The sequence below is a fragment of the Pradoshia sp. Z4_20 genome, from assembly GCF_058216035.1.
Genome location: NZ_JBZAJD010000005.1, coordinates 16355 through 33137, shown reverse-complemented (window position 1 = coordinate 33137; position 16783 = coordinate 16355). Strand labels below are relative to the sequence as shown.

Here is a 16783-nt window from a genome sequence, read left to right as displayed (position 1 = left end):
AATAATGATAAAATGAAAGCACAAATTTAATAATCACTAGATCAGGGAGTGAATTTTTTGGCAAAAGTTAAAACAATCGACCTCATTGATGAATTCCAGCTTGAACTGGTTTGTGGTGAAGAAGGTGTAAATAGACCTATCACTACGAGCGATCTTTCCAGACCTGGTTTAGAAATTGCAGGTTATTTCGATTATTACCCTGCTGATCGTATTCAAATCCTTGGGATGACAGAATTATCGTTTTTCTCTAAGTTAAATGATGAAGAAAGAATTTCAAGAATGCAAATGCTATGCAGTGATATTACACCTTGTATCGTTATCACGCGTGATTTAGAGGTGCCGAAGGAATTATTGATGGCTTCTGAAAGCGTTTCTGTACCGGTTTTACGAACATCGATGAAAACGACCCGGTTTTCCAGCCGACTGACTAATTTCCTTGAAAGCAAGCTTGCTCCAACGACTGCTGTTCACGGCGTTTTGGTAGATATATATGGCGTAGGTGTCATGATTACCGGAAAGAGCGGAGTCGGAAAAAGTGAGACTGCGCTTGAACTTGTAAAAAGAGGACATCGTTTAGTTGCCGATGATTGTGTGGAAATTCGCCAGGAAGATGACGACACACTGGTCGGAAATTCACCTGAATTGATCGAGCACCTTTTGGAAATTAGAGGTGTAGGCATCATTAATGTGATGACTTTGTTTGGTGCGGGAGCAGTCAGAAGCCATAAAAGAATCTCCCTTGTCATCAATCTGGAGCTATGGGATCAGCAGAAGAATTACGATAGACTTGGTTTGGAAGAAGAAAAGGTACGAATTATTGATACGGATATCACCCGAATGAATATACCAGTTCGGCCGGGCCGAAATATTGCGGTTATTATTGAAGTGGCGGCTATGAATTTCCGTCTGAAACGAATGGGCGTTAATACAGCTCAGCAATTTACCGAAAAATTGAATGAAGCAATTGAAAAAGAAAAATAATTAGAGTAGGTGTTAGGGTAGATGAATACGATAGACCGTGTTGCCATACATATCGGTTCCATCCAGATTTACTGGTATGGAATTATTATTGGAATGGGTGTCTTTATTGGGCTTTGGCTTGCCATGCGTGAGTCAAAACGCCGTGGGTTGGACAAAGATTTGTTTGTTGACCTGTTGATCTATGCAGTTCCAATCTCTATTATCAGTGCACGTATTTACTATGTTATTTTTGAGTGGTCCTATTATAAAGATCACCTCGGCGATATTTATAAAATATGGAATGGCGGAATTGCCATTCATGGAGCCTTGATTGGGGCCGTCATTACAACCATTTTCTTTGCTCGCTCCAGAAATATATCCTTCTGGAAAATTGCTGATATTGCAGCGCCATCTCTTATTCTCGCGCAGGGTATTGGCAGATGGGGTAACTTCATTAACCAGGAAGCATATGGTGATGTGGTTAGCCGCCAATTTCTTGAGAATTTAATGTTGCCCGACTTCATCATTGATCAAATGTTTATCAATGGTGCTTACCACCACCCGACTTTCTTGTACGAATCCCTTTGGAATTTCCTTGGATTTGGTTTATTGCTTCTGTTAAGAAGAGTTAATCTGCGTCAGGGTGAAATGTTCCTGACATACGTAATTTGGTATTCCATCGGCCGCTACTTTATAGAGGGGATGCGAACAGATAGCCTCATGCTGTTTGGTGAATTCCGAATGGCGCAGGTCTTATCGCTTTCATTGATTATTGGTGGAATAATCCTGCTTGTTGTAAGACGGAAAATGGGATATTCAGAGAAAAAATATTTAGACATATGATGTCCATTGCTCATAACCACATCTTTAGAATTTCAGATTGCAGGTTGTACATCGTGAACAGCTAAAGGGGTGGAATTTATGAAAAAAGATACCATATCAAAAGGGATAATGGCTGGGTTAAGAACTACGTGGATGCTCGGGAAGATTATTTTTCCCGTTACATTTTTAATATCCATCTTGCAATATACACCGGTATTACCTTGGATCATTGATTTGATAAGTCCTGCCATGGGACTGATTGGACTTCCGGGAGACGCAGCAATTCCGTTGGTACTCGGGAACTTTTTGAATCTCTATGCCGGGATTGGGGGCATATTGGCACTCGATTCTTTAACTGTTAAAGAAGTATTTATTATTGCCGTAATGCTTTCCTTTTCCCATAATCTCTTTATTGAAACCGGTGTTGCGCTAAAGGTAGGAGTTAAACTATGGGTTGTCCTGCTCACACGTATTGGACTCGCGCTATTATCAGCCATTGTCATTCATTTAGTATGGCAGGGCGGATCAGAGAGAATATATTATGGAATCAGCGGCAATGAGGAAGTGGTATCAGGCCTCATACCTGTGTTATTGCTGGCATTGGAAAAAGCAGCCTATGGAACATTAAAGCTGGCATTGATCGTTATTCCATTGATGCTAGTTATCCAAATTATGAAGGATCTTAATTGGCTAAATAAATTTTCGGACTGGATGAAGCCTATCACTAGGATGCTGGGGATGAAAGAAAACACATCCATGACTTTGGTTGCGGGCTTGGTCATTGGTCTGGCTTATGGAGCGGGAGTTATGCTTGATGCCGTTCGTGAAGATGGGGTTAGTAAAAAGGATATTACGATCGCCTTTATCTTTCTAATCGCCTGCCATGCAGTGGTGGAGGATACGGTCATTTTTATCCCTCTTGGCGTGCCAGTTCTGCCCCTGCTGCTCATCCGTTTGGTGACAGCCATTCTTTTAGCCGTAACAATTGCATTTATATGGAAAAAGGTAGAATTAAGAAAGAGGAAGGACGAACAGCGTGAAGCAGAAAATCACAACATTACTATTTGATTTAGATGGAACATTAATTGATACGAATGAACTAATTATTGCTTCATTTTTACATACATTTAATCACTACTATCCAGGCCAATATTCACGTGAGGACGTCTACCAATTTATTGGTCCCTCCCTGGCTGAAACCTTTGGAGGATTGGATCCTGAGCGTAAGGATGAGATGATTGCATTTTACCGTGAACACAATTTTGCCAATCATGACTTACTTGTTCGTGAATATGAAGGTGTATATGAGACGATTGAAATACTTAAAAAAAGTGGATATAAAGTCGGTATTGTGACAACTAAAATGCGCAATGCTGTTAAGATGGGCTTGATTAAAGGCCGCCTTGAATCCTTTTTTGATGTTGTTGTCACACTTGATGATGTTCAAATGCCAAAGCCAGATCCGGAGCCAATCCAGTTAGCGTTGAAATTAATCGGATCTGAGCCTTCTGAAACGATTATGGTTGGAGACAATAGTCATGATGTTTTGGCTGGGAAAAACGCTGGAACGAAGACAGCGGGCGTTGCCTGGACAATCAAGGGAAGAGAGTATCTTGAGCAATTCAAGCCAGATTATATGCTTGAAAATATGCGCGATCTCTTAACGATTGTAAAGCAATGAGAAGAACTAAGCGTTATCCGGTAAAAGGTGATGGCAATTCCCTTTGGTATGTTTATAAAACCGTTCCCTTTTGGAAGGTTGTTCGGAATTTTATCGTTATACAGCTTGCGAGATATACACCTTTTTTAAGCATGAAAAATTGGCTTTATCGGACTTTTTTAGGAATGAAGGTTGGGCAGAAGACCTCCTTTGCCTTAATGGTTATGCTTGACGTTATGTTTCCAGAAAAAATATCCGTTGGACGTAACTCGGTGATTGGCTATAATACAACGATTCTCGCGCACGAATACTTAATAAACGAATACCGTTTAGGGAGTGTAATTATTGGTGATGAGGTGTTGATTGGTGCCAACTCTACTCTGTTGCCCGGAATTGAAATAGGTGATGGTGCGATTGTTTCGGCAGGGACCCTCGTTCATAAGGATGTTCCGGCAGGGGCCTTTGTAGGAGGTAATCCGATGAAAATCATCTATAGTGCGGAAGAAATGAAAATTAGAATCAAGGAAGATGATTTCTTTCGGTAAAAGAGGAACCCCGTTCATTAGAGCGGGGTTTTTAATTGTGTAATTTGCAGGCCTAATGATAGATTGGTGGAAAGGAATATCCATATCACTTGACGTTATTTGGAAGGAACGATACACTTTAACTTAACTTCATCATATTAGCATATTAGCGAACTAAAGTATTCTAAAAACTTATAATAAAGGACTGTTAATTATGCCGGATTTATTTATGTTTGAAAAGCCCTTGGGCATGCGTGACACATTGCCGGATTTATATAAGATAAAACAATCCATGAAACAAAGGATGATGGATCAAACGGTTCAATACGGATATCGTTTTTTGGAAACTTCATCACTCGAATATTATGAGACGGTCGGTAAGGTATCTGCTATCCGTGATGTTCATTTATTCAAGTTATTAGATAAAGATGGTCATAGTTTAGTGTTGCGACCGGATATGACCTCGCCTATTGCCAGGGTTGCTTCTTCCCATCTATTGAAGGAAGGGAATCCCGAGCGGCTCGCCTATAGTGCAAATGTGTTCAGAGCACAGGAAAAAGAGGGAGGACGTCCAGCAGAATTTGAGCAATTTGGGATTGAATTGATAGGGGATCGTACCCTTTCGGCTGATGCTGAAGTGCTTTGTCTTCTGTCTGATGTTTTAAAATGTGCTGGTTTGGAAAGATTCCATATTACGCTTGGTCATATTGGCTTTGTACAGGATTTACTCCTTCATTTTGGCGGTTGCGCAGAAACTGCAGGGATTATGAGGAAATTTCTGTTTGAAAAAAACTATGTTGGTTTTAAACAGTATGTGAATCAATTGCCAATCTCATTAAAGGATAAAGAGACTCTGTTTCAGCTTCTTTATTTAAAAGGGGGCCGCGAGATTCTGGAAATGGCTGAAAAACTGACAAATGGGCAGCTTGGTCAGTATGCGGTTAAAGAGTTGAAAAAATTGGCCGATATCCTTCTTTTAACAGATCATACAGAAATGATTACGTATGATTTATCACTTGTCAGCCATATGGATTATTATACAGGTATTTTGTTTGAAGTATCTGGGGAAAATGTAGGCTTTCCACTTGGAAATGGAGGAAGATACAACGAGCTATATAAACAGTTCGGGACAGATGCTCCTGCCACAGGATTTGGTTTACGTTTAGACCGTATACTGGAGGCGCTCGATTCAGGAGTTGAAGAAGAGCCGCCCCTTTGCATCATTTATCACCCTGTACAGCAACAGAAAGCGATAAGCCGGGCAACGGAGCTGCGACAATCCGGCATGCGTGTGGTTTTACAAAATGTGAATGGAATAAAGGATGTAAATACATTTACAAATCATTTTCCGAATATTGAATTTATGATTGACATGACAGATGGATCAGGGGGAGAGGGATAATGGAACAATTAACGATTGCCATGCCAAAGGGACGGATTTTGGATGAAGCAGTGGAATTATTAAGAAAAGCAGATTATCAGATTCCTCCTGATTTTGACGATACTAGAAAATTGATCATTCATGTAGAGAATGAAAATCTTCGTTTTATCCTGGCTAAACCAATGGATGTTCCCACTTATGTCGAGCATGGTGTGGCTGATGTAGGGATTGCCGGTAAAGACGTTCTGATGGAAGAAGCACGTGATGTGTATGAATTGTTGGATTTAGAAATAAGTGAATGCCATTTAGCAGTGGCAGGCATGCCGAATACAGAAATGAACAAGATTGCTCCGAAGATTGCCAGTAAATACCCAAATATCGCTTCCCAATATTTTCGTGAGCAGGGTGAACAGGTTGAAATTATTAAGTTAAACGGGTCCATTGAGCTGGCTCCCATGATAGGCCTTGCTGATCGAATCGTTGATATTGTATCGACCGGACAAACTTTACGTGAGAATGGACTGGTAGAGTATGCAGCAATCCAAAATGTGACATCACGATTTATTGCAAATCCGGTAAGTTATCGAATGAAGGAAAAAGAAATCGCTGAAATGGTAACTCGACTGGGGAAGGTTTTGCAGCCGAAGGAATAATTGGAGGGAGAAGGCATGGAAATTAAATCGTTAACGAGTGGATTATCGTTGAAACGTACGGTGGATGGCGGATCCGATGCTCAAAGGAAGGTTGTCCAACAAGTCCTGCAGGATGTAAAGGAACGCGGAGATCAGGCTTTATTTTTTTATACAAAAAAGTTTGACCAAACAGAGATGGATTCTCTTAAAGTAACAAACGATGAAATGGAAAAAGCAATCGCCAACATGCCGCAAGAGATGATTTCAATCATGACTGAAGCTGCTTCAAATCTTCGAAGCTATCATGAAAAACAAGTGCAAAATTCATGGATAGATATGTCCGTGACAGGAACTATGCTTGGTTTAAGGCGTACTCCGCTTGATTCAGTCGGCATCTATGTTCCAGGCGGTACGGCCGCCTACCCATCCTCCGTATTAATGAATGCCATCCCGGCTAAAGTGGCCGGTGTAAAGCGGATTGTCATGGTTTCGCCGCCGGGAATAGACGGGAGATTACCTGACTCCGTGCTTGCTGCCGCGCATATTGCAGGCATCACTGAAATTTATAAGGTAGGCGGTGCCCAAGCAATCGGAGCTCTTGCCTATGGAACAGAATCAATCGGAAAAGTAGATAAAATTACAGGACCGGGTAATATTTACGTCGCGCTTGCCAAAAGGGAAGTATATGGGGATGTGGATATTGATATGATTGCCGGTCCTAGTGAGATTACGGTGCTTGCTGATGAAACGGCAGAGGCTCGGCATGTTGCGGCAGATTTGCTATCACAGGCTGAACATGATGAACGGGCATGCAGTGTGCTGATTACCACGAGCCGAAGATTGGCGAGCCAGGTCAAAGTGGAAGTGGAGAAACAATTGGCCGTGTTACCGCGTAAAGAGATTGCGCTCGCTGCCTGGAATAATTTTGGCGGTATATACGTAGCAAACACATTGGAAGAGGCGATTGAGGCTGTAAATGAGCTGGCCCCTGAACATTTGGAAATTCAAACAGCGGATGCGATGAATGTGGCGGGCGCAATTCGGCATACAGGTGCTATTTTTATCGGTAAATATAGTTCTGAGCCGGTTGGCGATTATTTTGCAGGTCCCAATCATGTGCTGCCTACAAATGGTACAGCCCGTTTTTCAAGCCCATTGAATGTAGATGATTTTCAAAAGAAAACGAGCTTAATTATGTACAGTCAACAGGATTTTGAGGCTAATGCATCTAAAATCGCTGCTTTTGCTAGATTAGAAGGATTAGAGGCTCATGCGCGGGCCGTGGAATCGCGATTTATTTCGAAGGAGGAAGGTCAATGAAACGTACAGCCGAAATAGATAGAAGAACGAACGAAACGAAAATTAAGCTTGCTTTAGGCCTTGACGGTGAAGGTAAGACGGAGCTTTCAACAGGTGTGCCTTTTCTCTCGCATATGCTGGATCTATTTGCGAAGCACGGCCATTTTGATTTACGAGTAGATGCGGATGGGGATATAGAAGTGGATGGGCATCACACAACAGAGGATATTGGTATTTGTTTAGGGCAGGCGTTGAGTCAGGCGCTTGGAGATAAAAGAGGGATTAAGCGATATGGAAATGCCTTTGTTCCGATGGATGAAGCACTGGCACAGGTCGTTGTTGATTTGAGCAATCGGCCGCATCTTGAATTTAGAGCAGACATTCCGGCACCGATGATTGGATCCTTTGATACAGAGCTTGTACATGAATTCCTGTGGAAGCTTGCGATTGAGGCGAAGATGAATCTTCATGTCGTCGTCCATTATGGCCGCAATTCCCATCATATTGTTGAAGCCATTTTTAAAGCGCTTGGACGTGCGCTTGATGAAGCGACATCACACGATCCAAGGGTGAAAGGAATTCCATCTACAAAAGGGATGCTGTAAGTGGAGAGGGGTGGCAGTCTTGATTGGAATCGTTGATTACGGGATGGGAAACTTATTCAGCGTTTATAACGCATTAGACAGGCTGGGAGCGGATCCTGTGATAAGCGGTGATCCGACTGTATTGGCCGGCTGTGATGGGTTAATCTTACCCGGCGTGGGTGCTTTTCGGGATGCAATAACTGCATTAAAAGAGCAGAAATTGGACGTATTTTTAAAGGAGTATGTCGAAAGTGGTAAGCCCCTGCTCGGCATTTGCCTTGGAATGCAGCTATTGTTCGAGAGCAGTGATGAACACGGGTTTTCCGAGGGGCTATGTTTCTTGGAAGGACATATTGCGAAATTTACGGGGATTGATCAAACCGGTAAAACCTATAAAGTTCCTCATATGGGATGGAATAAACTGCAATTTAAGAATGTGAATCCTTTAATTGAAGGATTGGAAGAGGATTATGTCTACTTTGTCCATTCCTATTATGCACAAATAAAGGACTCAGCGGAATTAATCGCAACAGCAATGTATGATGTCGAGGTACCCGGAATTGTAGGAAAAGGGAATGTGATGGGAATGCAATTTCACCCTGAAAAAAGTGGACAGATGGGAAAAGGTTTGCTCGGGAACTTCGTGAATCTGGTAATAGAGAAGGCGGGGGATAAGTGATGGGGACTAATTTTACAATCTATCCGGCAATTGATATGAGAGGCGGTAAATGTGTCCGTCTTCTGCAGGGAGATTATGGGCAGGAAACGGTTTATGGAGATTCTCCATTTGAAATGGCCAAGTCCTTTTCTGATTTAGGAGCCAAATGGATTCATATGGTCGATTTAGACGGTGCCAAAGAGGGAAATCCAGTTAATGAGGAACACGTACTAAAGGCAGCCCGGGAATTAAAGAGCGTATCCATTCAAGTCGGAGGCGGGATTCGCAATGAGGAGCAGGTAGCCCGTTACTTGGAGAATGGTATATCGCGTGTCATTCTTGGTAGTGTGGCTGTAAGAGAACCGGAATTTGCCACACGGATGATTCAGCAATATCCGGGGAAAGTTGCGATAGGACTGGATGGTAAAAGCGGTAAGGTGGCGACTGATGGCTGGCTGAAAACAAGTGAATGGACTGTCGTTGACTTAGGCAAGTATTTTGCCGATAAAGGGGCAGAATGGTTCATTTTTACGGATATCGCCAATGACGGGATGCTTAATGGTCCCAGTGTAGAGGCAACAGCTGAACTTGCGCGCGCAACCGGAAAGAATGTCATCGCATCAGGAGGAATGAGTCAGCTTGAGGATATCGCTGCTTTACAGGCCTATCAAGCGGATGGAATTGAAGGAGTCATCATCGGGAAGGCACTTTATGAAAATCGCTTTACATTGCCGCAGGCCCTAGCGAAGGCGGTTGAATCCTTATGATTACGAAACGAATTATTCCCTGTTTAGATGTAAAAGAGGGCCGTGTCGTGAAAGGGATTCAGTTCCTTGGGCTTCAGGATGCAGGTGATCCAGTTGAATTGGCGAAAATGTATGATGACCAAGGAGCAGATGAGCTAGTATTCCTTGATATTTCAGCGTCCCATGAAGGAAGAAAGACGATGGTGGAAGTGGTTCGGGAAGCGGCGACTGTCCTGAGTATCCCATTTACAGTTGGTGGAGGGATTAACTCAGTTGCTGATATGAGGACCATTCTGCGTGCCGGAGCGGATAAGGTATCTGTAAACACGGCGGCAGTGCTTCGGCCGGAGCTGATTGCAGAGGGAGCCAGCTATTTTGGGAATCAGTGTATCGTTCTTGCTATTGATGCAAAGTATGATGCGGAGATGAACGGCTTTCGAGTTTATACACATGGCGGCCGTAAAGCTACCGAATTAAATGCTATTGATTGGGCTAAGCAAGCCGTTGCGCTCGGTGCCGGTGAAATATTACTAACGAGTATGGACTGTGACGGGGAAAAAAGCGGATTCCATATTGAACTGACCAAGGCGATCAGTGAGGCTGTTACAGTCCCGGTGATTGCGTCCGGTGGAGCGGGAAGTAAGGAAGATTTTGCTGAGGTGTTTACAGAAGGAAAAGCAGACGCAGCACTGGCTGCTTCCATTTTTCATTACAAAGAGACAAGCGTACAGGAAGTTAAACGTAGACTGCGAGAACAAGGAGTGCTTGTGAGATGAATATAGAGAATATACGATTTGATACGAACGGATTAGTGCCGGCCATTGTTCAGGATGGAGAAACGAAGGAAGTCCTGACACTGGCTTATATGAATAAGGAATCATTGGAGAAAACGATTCAAACGGGAGAAACCTGGTTTTACAGTCGTTCCCGCCAGGAGCTTTGGCATAAAGGGGAAACAAGCAAAAACACTCAAGCCGTACGGGAAATCCGCTATGATTGCGATCAGGATGCATTAGTAGTATTGGTTCAACCAGCAGGCCCAGCCTGTCATAACGGCACGGTAAGCTGCTTTACGGAATCGCTGTATCAGGCTGATGATATTAATTTAATTCAGCCGGCAGATGAAGCAAAGGATTTTATGTATGATTTGGAGAAAATCATTGCTGAACGGGAAGCAGAGCGTCCCGAAGGCTCCTATACAACGTATTTATTTGAAGAAGGGGTAGACAAGATTCTTAAAAAGGTGGGAGAAGAAGCAGCCGAAGTCATCATCGCTGCCAAAAACCGCGACCTAGAAGAATTAAAATGGGAAGTATCCGATTTATTCTTTCATGTCCTTGTCCTCTTAAAAGAACAAAATCTCCCATTCTCTGAAATTCAAAAAAACCTCCGTGAACGCCATCTTACTAAACAGAATGATGAAGAAACTGACTCAAAAGGATGAATGATATCCTTTTGAGTTTTTTTGTTTGATGAAGGGTGCGGGGGTTAAGGGGCTATGTCATGGCTATGGCCGACCTATGCCCGGGCTTTACCCGGGTAAAGGTGAGGCAAGTGTGGGTGAAAGGCAGGGTAAAGGAGCTATGTCATGGCTATGACCGACCTATGCCCGGGCTATACCCAGGTAAAGGTGGGTCAAGTGTGGGTGAAAGGCAGGGTGAAGGAGCTATGTCTGGACTATGGCCGACACATGCCCGGGCTATACCCGGATAAAGGTGGGACAAGTGTGGGTGAAAGGTAGAGGAGAAAGGAACTCTGACTGGGCTATGGACCACCTTTGACATGGCTATCCTTGGGTAAGGGTGGGGTAAAGGCGAGTGGAAGGTAGAGGGGAAAGAGCTCTGGCTGGACTAATAAGCCCCCCTCCTGCTCCAGAATCGCCACTACATATGCTTGTCGGAGGCCTACAGGATGTAGGTCATGAAGACGTTGCCACAGGACGTGACGTATTTAGTCTTCGTTCCTTAAATGGGCCCTTCCGCTTTTCATCCGATCCAGCTGCGGCTCCTAACTGCTCGAGACATAAGTGTAGCTGCTACGGGAAAGAAAGAGCACTTTCCCTGCGCACCTCCTCTTATGCTTGTCGCAGCTGACCAGTCGCCTCCGCTTTTCATCTGATCCAGCGTCAGGGCCTAGGAGCTCGGGACATAAGCATAGCCTCTACGGGGGAAAACATCCCCCTCCGAGCCTCTGTCTTATGCTCCTCGCTCCTGGGCAAGGCCCTTCCGCTTTTCTTTCTATAATTCTCTTAATATGGTATAATTGTAGGGTTAAAGTATATGTGCTTGGAGGACTAGATGGGGAATAATTTTAATTTGACTAATAAGGCAAAAGTTGTTTCGTTTAACCCCACGGGAGAGTTCTATTTTACAAAGGGAATAAAAGCTTTCCAGCGAAGGGAATTATATAGAGCTAAGAAATATATGAACCGTGCGTTGCAGCTGGAACCGGGTGAGCCGATGATTGCTTGCCAGCTGGCTGTGATTTGTACGGAATTAGGTGAATATCAGTTTTCGAATCAGCTGCTTGAGAATATTCTTCAGGAGTTGGATCCGTTTATGACGGAGTGCCATTATTTCCTGGCTAATAATTTTGCTCATATGGGTTTATTTAAAGAGGCCTATAAGCATGCTAACGAATATTTAAATAAAGATCAGTTTGGTGAATTCAGTGAGGATGCAGAAGATTTGCTGGATTTAATCACATTTGAGACGGATGAAACAGAAGAGACCTTGGAAGTTCAGGATGATTTAATGATGCGCCAAGAGGCGGCACGTGAGTTGCTTGAAGCGGGTAATTTTGTGAAAGCCGTTGAAAAAATTGAAGAATTAATCGATTTATATCCTGAATTTTGGTCGGCTTATAATAATTTGGCACTGGCTTATTTCTATGTAGGTAAAACAGAGAAAGCTTTTGAGACGCTCGATCGAGTCCTTGAGAAGAACCCTGGCAATCTGCATGCTCTGTGCAATGGAATGGTCTTTTACCATTATCAGATGGAGCAGGATAAGCTTGATGAGGTTTTCGCTGTCCTAAAAAAAGTCAGACCTATTCTTGATGAACACCGGTTAAAATTAGGAGCGACCTTTGCGCTGACTGGTTATTATGAGGAAGCTTATATCTGGCTTCGCCAGCTGCAGAAAAAGGGTTATGAAGGGGACGGAACCTTCTATTATTGGCTCAGTAAATCTGCCCATCAAATCGGGCAAAAGAGAGTTGCTGAAAATGCCTGGGCTAAAGTGGTTGAATACAGTCCTGATAAAGAGGGACTTGAGCCTTGGGGCGAAATGACTGAAGATGAGGAATCTGGATTTGAAGAGCATGCGCCTTCCATCATTAAAAAGTTGGAAAGTGAGTATCTGGAGGAGAGATTGTTTGGTCTCTTTTTAGCGAGTCATTCGGGGGAATTTAATCAAATTAAAACTCATCCCTCTTACGAAACTAATAAACGTTTCACAGCGATGGAACGAGAATATAAAAATAGCATCGAGCTATCCGATAACCGTCAATTTTTTGCGGCAGAGGTAGCAGACACGTTATATAGGTTTTATCAGCCGGTAAAATTGATTGAGTCCGGCCTTTATTTTCTCTGGTTTTCTGTATATGCAGAAGGAAAAGAGAATGGTATACGGTTCTCAAATCCACTTGCATGGGCAGCTGCTATTGATTACGAATGGCACAAGCTGCGCGGTGAAAAAGAATCTCAAAAAACAGTGGCGGAACGATATGGAATATCTAACTCGACACTTTCTAAGTATGTAAAGCTTGTAGCCGAATTGTTGCAATGAGCAAATTTTTGGACCTAATATGTATAGTTTAATACGATTAGTTCGAGGATAAGACGAGAAATGAAATGAATGTGAGAGGCTTCGAGTTCTATCGTAAGAAGGAGTGATTCATAATGTCTGAGGAAAAAATTTATGATGTAATTATTATTGGAGCCGGACCGGCGGGTATGACAGCAGCTGTATATACGTCAAGAGCCAATCTTTCGACATTAATGCTTGAACGTGGCATTCCGGGCGGGCAAATGGCGAATACGGAAGAGGTTGAAAACTATCCAGGATATGAAACCATTCTTGGACCAGATTTATCAACTAAAATGTTCGAGCATGCGAAAAAATTTGGAGCAGAATATGCTTATGGTGAAGTAAAACAAATTATTGATGGAAAAGAATATAAAACCATTGATGCTGGTTCTAAGCAATATAAAACGCGTACTATTATTATTGCTACTGGTGCTGAATATAAGAAAATCGGCGTACCAGGTGAAAAAGAGCTAGGTGGTCGCGGTGTTTCCTATTGTGCAGTTTGTGACGGAGCTTTCTTTAAGAACAAAGAACTTTTCGTGATTGGCGGAGGAGATTCTGCTGTTGAAGAAGGTGTGTACTTAACTCGCTTTGCTTCTAAAGTAACGATTGTACACCGCAGGGATGAACTTCGTGCTCAAAAAATTCTGCAGCAGCGTGCCTTTGAGAATGAAAAGGTAGATTTTATTTGGAATACAACGTTAAAAAGCATTAATGAGAAAGATGGTAAGGTTGGCAGTGTAACATTGATATCCACTGTTGATGGTACTGAGCGCGAGTATCCGGCAGATGGCGTATTCATTTATATTGGAATGCTGCCGTTAACAAAACCATTCCAAACTATCGGAATTACGAATCAAGCTGGTTATATCGAAACCAATGATTGCATGGAAACAAAAATTCCTGGTATTTTTGCAGCCGGAGATGTTCGTGAAAAGAATTTACGACAAATTGTTACGGCAACAGGTGATGGCAGTATAGCCGCTCAATCCGCACAGCATTATGTTGAAGAGTTGATGGAGCAATTAAAAGCACAAGCAAAATAAAATAGCTTGAAGGATGAGTAAAAAATTTACATTAAAGTCATTATTAATTAATGTAGCTGTAATCAAAGTGCAATACATTTGGGGTAGAATAAAAATAAGAAATTGACCCCCTTTTATATATTTTTTTGGCATAGGTTATAAAACCTATGCCGCTTTTTTTTGTTGTTTGTCGAAAAATATAGGGATGACTTGAAAAAATTATGATGATTAACGTACATTGTTCATGCACATCTAAAATAGTATAATAAAGAGAAGTCTATCTAATTTGTGCTGTAGCAACTGAGGTGAAATAGTTTGCAAAGAGTAACCAATTGTATGTTAATGGCAGATGGCAAGGCCCTTATGCTTCAGAAGCCCAGAAGAAATTGGTGGGTAGCGCCCGGCGGCAAAATGGAATCTGGAGAATCCATACATGACTCTGTCATGCGTGAATTCTATGAAGAAACCAATTTGAAAATCGAGCGTCCTGAGTTAAAAGGCATTTTCACCATGGTTAATATGAAAGATGACCAAATTGTTCATGAATGGATGCTTTTTTCTTTTCGTGCCTACGCATTTGAGGGAGAAGCATATCAGGAGAATGAGGAAGGGATTCTGAAATGGCATCCTTTAAACGATATTCTGGCATTGCCAATGGCAGAGGGAGATCGCAAAATATTGGATCATATGATGAATGGACAAGGAATACTAATAGGTACATTTAAATATACAGAAGATTTCATACTACTCGATTACAAGCTTGAAAGAAACGGGGAATAACTAATGGAAGAGAAAAAAATAGAAACTGCAGCATCAGAGAATCGGTTGGTCATTATTACGGGTATGTCAGGTGCCGGTAAGACAGTTGCAATACAGAGCTTTGAGGATCTGGGCTTCTACTGTGTGGATAACCTTCCCCCTACGCTTCTTCCTAAATTCATGGAGCTTATGAACAATTCAGGAAAGAAAATGAATAAGGTAGCATTAGTAATGGACTTACGAGGCAGGGAATTTTTTGAACACTTATTCAAAGCCTTGGATGATCTTAATGAATCCTCCAAGTTTGTTCCTGAAATTTTATTCCTGGATGCGGATGACTCCGTTTTAGTAAGAAGATATAAGGAAACAAGACGTACTCATCCATTGGCTCCATCAGGATCGCCGTTGGAAGGGATTAGACTTGAACGAGATTTGCTTGAGGAATTAAAAGGACGTGCTCAAACGATTTATAACACATCAAATTTTAAGCCAAAAGAGCTGCGTGAGAAAATTGCCAAACAATTCTCCGTTAATCAACGGGTGGAGTTCTCGATTAATATCATGTCATTCGGTTTCAAACATGGTATCCCTATCGATGCAGATTTAGTTTTTGATGTAAGATTCCTGCCTAATCCGTTTTATATAGAAAATATGCGTCCGCAAACTGGACTGGATGAAGAGGTTTCTTCTTACGTAATGAAATGGAGTGAAACCCAGAAATTTATTGAAAAATGGACGGATTTACTTGATTTTATGATTCCTCAATATAAACGTGAGGGGAAAGCCCAGTTAATTATCGCTGTGGGATGTACTGGAGGCCAGCATCGTTCCGTAACTTTAGCTGAATATCTGGGTAAACGGTATAACAATGAGTACCATACGAGTGTAACGCATCGTGATATTGATAAAAGGAAGGTACGCACAGATGACATCCATATCAGCACAACCTAAAGTGGTCATCATAGGTGGTGGATCTGGCCTTCCTGTCCTATTAAGAGGGCTAAAGGCATATCCTCTCGACATTACCGCTATAGTGACCGTTGCGGATGATGGTGGCAGTTCTGGCAGACTGAGAGAGGAACTGGACATCCCTTCTCCTGGTGATATACGGAATGTTTTAGCAGCTATGTCTGATGTAGAGCCATTAATTGAGCAAATGTTTCAGCACAGATTTACAGGCTCTGAACAATTATCAGGTCATGCGCTAGGGAATTTAATTCTTGCTGCGATGACTTCTATTACCGGTGACTTTGTACATGCTATTCAGGAGATGAGTAAGGTTTTAAATGTAAGAGGACAGGTTTTGCCCTCTGCTAACCAGAGCGTAATCCTACATGCAGAACTCGAGGATGGGACGGTTGTTTCCGGTGAATCAAAAATTCCATACTCCGGGAAACGCATAAAGCGGGTATTCCTCAGTCCTGAGCATATTCAGCCTCCTCATGAAACCATCCAGGCCATCAGACAGGCAGATTTAATTTTGATGGGGCCGGGAAGTCTTTATACAAGTATATTGCCTAATTTGGTTGTGCCTACAATTGCAGCTGAAATTGCAAATGCCAAAGCATCCAAGGTATATATTTGTAACTTAATGACTCAAGCAGGGGAAACCCTGAATTATACAGCAAGTGACCATTTGAAAGTAATAAATGAGCATTTAGGTGAGTCATGTATGGATACAATCTTAGTCAATAAAGAGGATATCCCTGCGCATTTAAAATTAAAATATAAAGAAGAGTATGCCCAACCGGTTATCTTTGATATAAACAGACTTGAACAAATGGGACTGCAAGTGATTAAGGATAATATAGTAACGATTCAAAATAACCGTGTCAGACATGATACAGTCGTCGTTGCTTCTATTATCTATAATTTATTAAAGGAAAAGAATAAAGTGTAAGTTGTAAAGGGATTGAGGTGTAAA

At 42.2% G+C, this 16783-nt stretch carries 20 protein-coding genes; all 20 read left to right on the top strand.

Features of this window, described 5'->3' with window-relative positions; translation table 11 throughout:
• Nucleotides 1-57 precede the first annotated feature (57 nt).
• The 20 genes from hprK (at nt 58) to AC4BHP_RS12585 (ending at nt 16759) form a co-directional block, all read left to right on the top strand.
• Nucleotides 58-981 carry an HPr(Ser) kinase/phosphatase gene (gene hprK / locus AC4BHP_RS12680; RefSeq protein WP_066106142.1) on the top strand — a complete coding sequence of 308 codons (924 nt, stop codon included), beginning with the start codon at nt 58-60 and terminating at the stop codon, nt 979-981.
• A gap of 21 nt (nt 982-1002) precedes the next feature.
• Nucleotides 1003-1803 (top strand): prolipoprotein diacylglyceryl transferase, encoded by an 801-nt coding sequence (lgt, locus tag AC4BHP_RS12675; RefSeq protein WP_139892202.1) that lies wholly within the window; start codon nt 1003-1005, stop codon nt 1801-1803.
• Between the two features lie 78 nt (nt 1804-1881).
• On the top strand, nt 1882-2850 hold the full coding sequence (locus AC4BHP_RS12670) for a nucleoside recognition domain-containing protein (protein ID WP_139892203.1): 969 nt from the start codon (nt 1882-1884) through the stop codon (nt 2848-2850).
• Nucleotides 2819-3463, top strand: coding sequence for a pyrophosphatase PpaX (gene ppaX, locus AC4BHP_RS12665; RefSeq protein WP_139892204.1), 645 nt, complete (start codon nt 2819-2821; stop codon nt 3461-3463). Before AC4BHP_RS12670 ends, ppaX begins: the two co-directional genes overlap by 32 nt.
• Entirely contained in the window at nt 3460-3987 is a 528-nt protein-coding gene (locus AC4BHP_RS12660) for an acyltransferase (RefSeq protein ID WP_066106154.1), read from the top strand. Before ppaX ends, AC4BHP_RS12660 begins: the two co-directional genes overlap by 4 nt.
• Before the next feature lie 193 nt (nt 3988-4180).
• Nucleotides 4181-5368, top strand: a complete 1188-nt coding sequence (locus AC4BHP_RS12655; RefSeq protein WP_490552585.1) for an ATP phosphoribosyltransferase regulatory subunit — start codon at nt 4181-4183, stop codon at nt 5366-5368.
• A complete protein-coding gene (gene hisG / locus AC4BHP_RS12650; RefSeq protein ID WP_139892206.1) occupies nt 5365-6000 on the top strand; it encodes an ATP phosphoribosyltransferase in 636 nt (211 codons plus the stop codon). Before AC4BHP_RS12655 ends, hisG begins: the two co-directional genes overlap by 4 nt.
• 15 nt (nt 6001-6015) lie before the next feature.
• Nucleotides 6016-7299 (top strand): histidinol dehydrogenase, encoded by a 1284-nt coding sequence (hisD, locus tag AC4BHP_RS12645; protein ID WP_490552584.1) that lies wholly within the window; start codon nt 6016-6018, stop codon nt 7297-7299.
• Entirely contained in the window at nt 7296-7883 is a 588-nt protein-coding gene (gene hisB, locus AC4BHP_RS12640; protein ID WP_066106166.1) for an imidazoleglycerol-phosphate dehydratase HisB, read from the top strand. The genes hisD and hisB overlap by 4 nt, the downstream gene beginning before the upstream one ends.
• 19 nt (nt 7884-7902) lie before the next feature.
• Nucleotides 7903-8541: an imidazole glycerol phosphate synthase subunit HisH gene (gene hisH / locus AC4BHP_RS12635; RefSeq protein ID WP_066106169.1), complete on the top strand. Its 639-nt coding sequence runs from the start codon at nt 7903-7905 to the stop codon at nt 8539-8541.
• The gene (gene hisA, locus AC4BHP_RS12630) at nt 8541-9287 is read left to right on the top strand and encodes a 1-(5-phosphoribosyl)-5-[(5-phosphoribosylamino)methylideneamino]imidazole-4-carboxamide isomerase (protein ID WP_066106172.1); all 747 of its coding nucleotides are present in this window, start codon (nt 8541-8543) and stop codon (nt 9285-9287) included. Before hisH ends, hisA begins: the two co-directional genes overlap by 1 nt.
• Nucleotides 9284-10042: an imidazole glycerol phosphate synthase subunit HisF gene (gene hisF, locus AC4BHP_RS12625; protein ID WP_139892209.1), complete on the top strand. Its 759-nt coding sequence runs from the start codon at nt 9284-9286 to the stop codon at nt 10040-10042. The genes hisA and hisF overlap by 4 nt, the downstream gene beginning before the upstream one ends.
• Nucleotides 10039-10710 (top strand): bifunctional phosphoribosyl-AMP cyclohydrolase/phosphoribosyl-ATP diphosphatase HisIE, encoded by a 672-nt coding sequence (hisIE, locus tag AC4BHP_RS12620; protein WP_066106181.1) that lies wholly within the window; start codon nt 10039-10041, stop codon nt 10708-10710. Before hisF ends, hisIE begins: the two co-directional genes overlap by 4 nt.
• Nucleotides 10711-10769: 59 nt before the next feature.
• The gene (locus AC4BHP_RS12615) at nt 10770-10979 is read left to right on the top strand and encodes a hypothetical protein (RefSeq protein WP_490552579.1); all 210 of its coding nucleotides are present in this window, start codon (nt 10770-10772) and stop codon (nt 10977-10979) included.
• A gap of 104 nt (nt 10980-11083) precedes the next feature.
• A complete protein-coding gene (locus AC4BHP_RS12610) occupies nt 11084-11359 on the top strand; it encodes a hypothetical protein (RefSeq protein ID WP_490552577.1) in 276 nt (91 codons plus the stop codon).
• A 204-nt stretch (nt 11360-11563) separates the two neighbouring features.
• On the top strand, nt 11564-13054 hold the full coding sequence (locus AC4BHP_RS12605; protein ID WP_066106184.1) for a tetratricopeptide repeat protein: 1491 nt from the start codon (nt 11564-11566) through the stop codon (nt 13052-13054).
• 113 nt (nt 13055-13167) lie between these two features.
• Nucleotides 13168-14121 (top strand): thioredoxin-disulfide reductase, encoded by a 954-nt coding sequence (gene trxB, locus AC4BHP_RS12600; protein WP_490552574.1) that lies wholly within the window; start codon nt 13168-13170, stop codon nt 14119-14121.
• 294 nt (nt 14122-14415) lie between these two features.
• Nucleotides 14416-14880 (top strand): 8-oxo-dGTP diphosphatase, encoded by a 465-nt coding sequence (locus tag AC4BHP_RS12595; RefSeq protein WP_140461775.1) that lies wholly within the window; start codon nt 14416-14418, stop codon nt 14878-14880.
• A gap of 3 nt (nt 14881-14883) precedes the next feature.
• Nucleotides 14884-15810 (top strand): RNase adapter RapZ, encoded by a 927-nt coding sequence (gene rapZ / locus AC4BHP_RS12590; RefSeq protein WP_373925482.1) that lies wholly within the window; start codon nt 14884-14886, stop codon nt 15808-15810.
• The gene (locus AC4BHP_RS12585) at nt 15785-16759 is read left to right on the top strand and encodes a gluconeogenesis factor YvcK family protein (RefSeq protein ID WP_302621342.1); all 975 of its coding nucleotides are present in this window, start codon (nt 15785-15787) and stop codon (nt 16757-16759) included. Before rapZ ends, AC4BHP_RS12585 begins: the two co-directional genes overlap by 26 nt.
• Nucleotides 16760-16783 lie beyond the last annotated feature (24 nt).

Coding starts and splice junctions, on each gene's coding strand:
- hisIE (WP_066106181.1), top strand. CDS start 10,039: ATGAATATAGAGAATATACGATTTGATACGAACGGATTAGTGCCGGCC.
- AC4BHP_RS12585 (WP_302621342.1), top strand. CDS start 15,785: ATGACATCCATATCAGCACAACCTAAAGTGGTCATCATAGGTGGTGGA.
- lgt (WP_139892202.1), top strand. CDS start 1,003: ATGAATACGATAGACCGTGTTGCCATACATATCGGTTCCATCCAGATT.
- hisA (WP_066106172.1), top strand. CDS start 8,541: ATGGGGACTAATTTTACAATCTATCCGGCAATTGATATGAGAGGCGGT.
- hisF (WP_139892209.1), top strand. CDS start 9,284: ATGATTACGAAACGAATTATTCCCTGTTTAGATGTAAAAGAGGGCCGT.
- trxB (WP_490552574.1), top strand. CDS start 13,168: ATGTCTGAGGAAAAAATTTATGATGTAATTATTATTGGAGCCGGACCG.
- AC4BHP_RS12605 (WP_066106184.1), top strand. CDS start 11,564: ATGGGGAATAATTTTAATTTGACTAATAAGGCAAAAGTTGTTTCGTTT.
- AC4BHP_RS12660 (WP_066106154.1), top strand. CDS start 3,460: ATGAGAAGAACTAAGCGTTATCCGGTAAAAGGTGATGGCAATTCCCTT.
- hisD (WP_490552584.1), top strand. CDS start 6,016: ATGGAAATTAAATCGTTAACGAGTGGATTATCGTTGAAACGTACGGTG.
- AC4BHP_RS12655 (WP_490552585.1), top strand. CDS start 4,181: ATGCCGGATTTATTTATGTTTGAAAAGCCCTTGGGCATGCGTGACACA.
- rapZ (WP_373925482.1), top strand. CDS start 14,884: ATGGAAGAGAAAAAAATAGAAACTGCAGCATCAGAGAATCGGTTGGTC.
- hisB (WP_066106166.1), top strand. CDS start 7,296: ATGAAACGTACAGCCGAAATAGATAGAAGAACGAACGAAACGAAAATT.
- AC4BHP_RS12670 (WP_139892203.1), top strand. CDS start 1,882: ATGAAAAAAGATACCATATCAAAAGGGATAATGGCTGGGTTAAGAACT.
- AC4BHP_RS12615 (WP_490552579.1), top strand. CDS start 10,770: ATGGCTATGGCCGACCTATGCCCGGGCTTTACCCGGGTAAAGGTGAGG.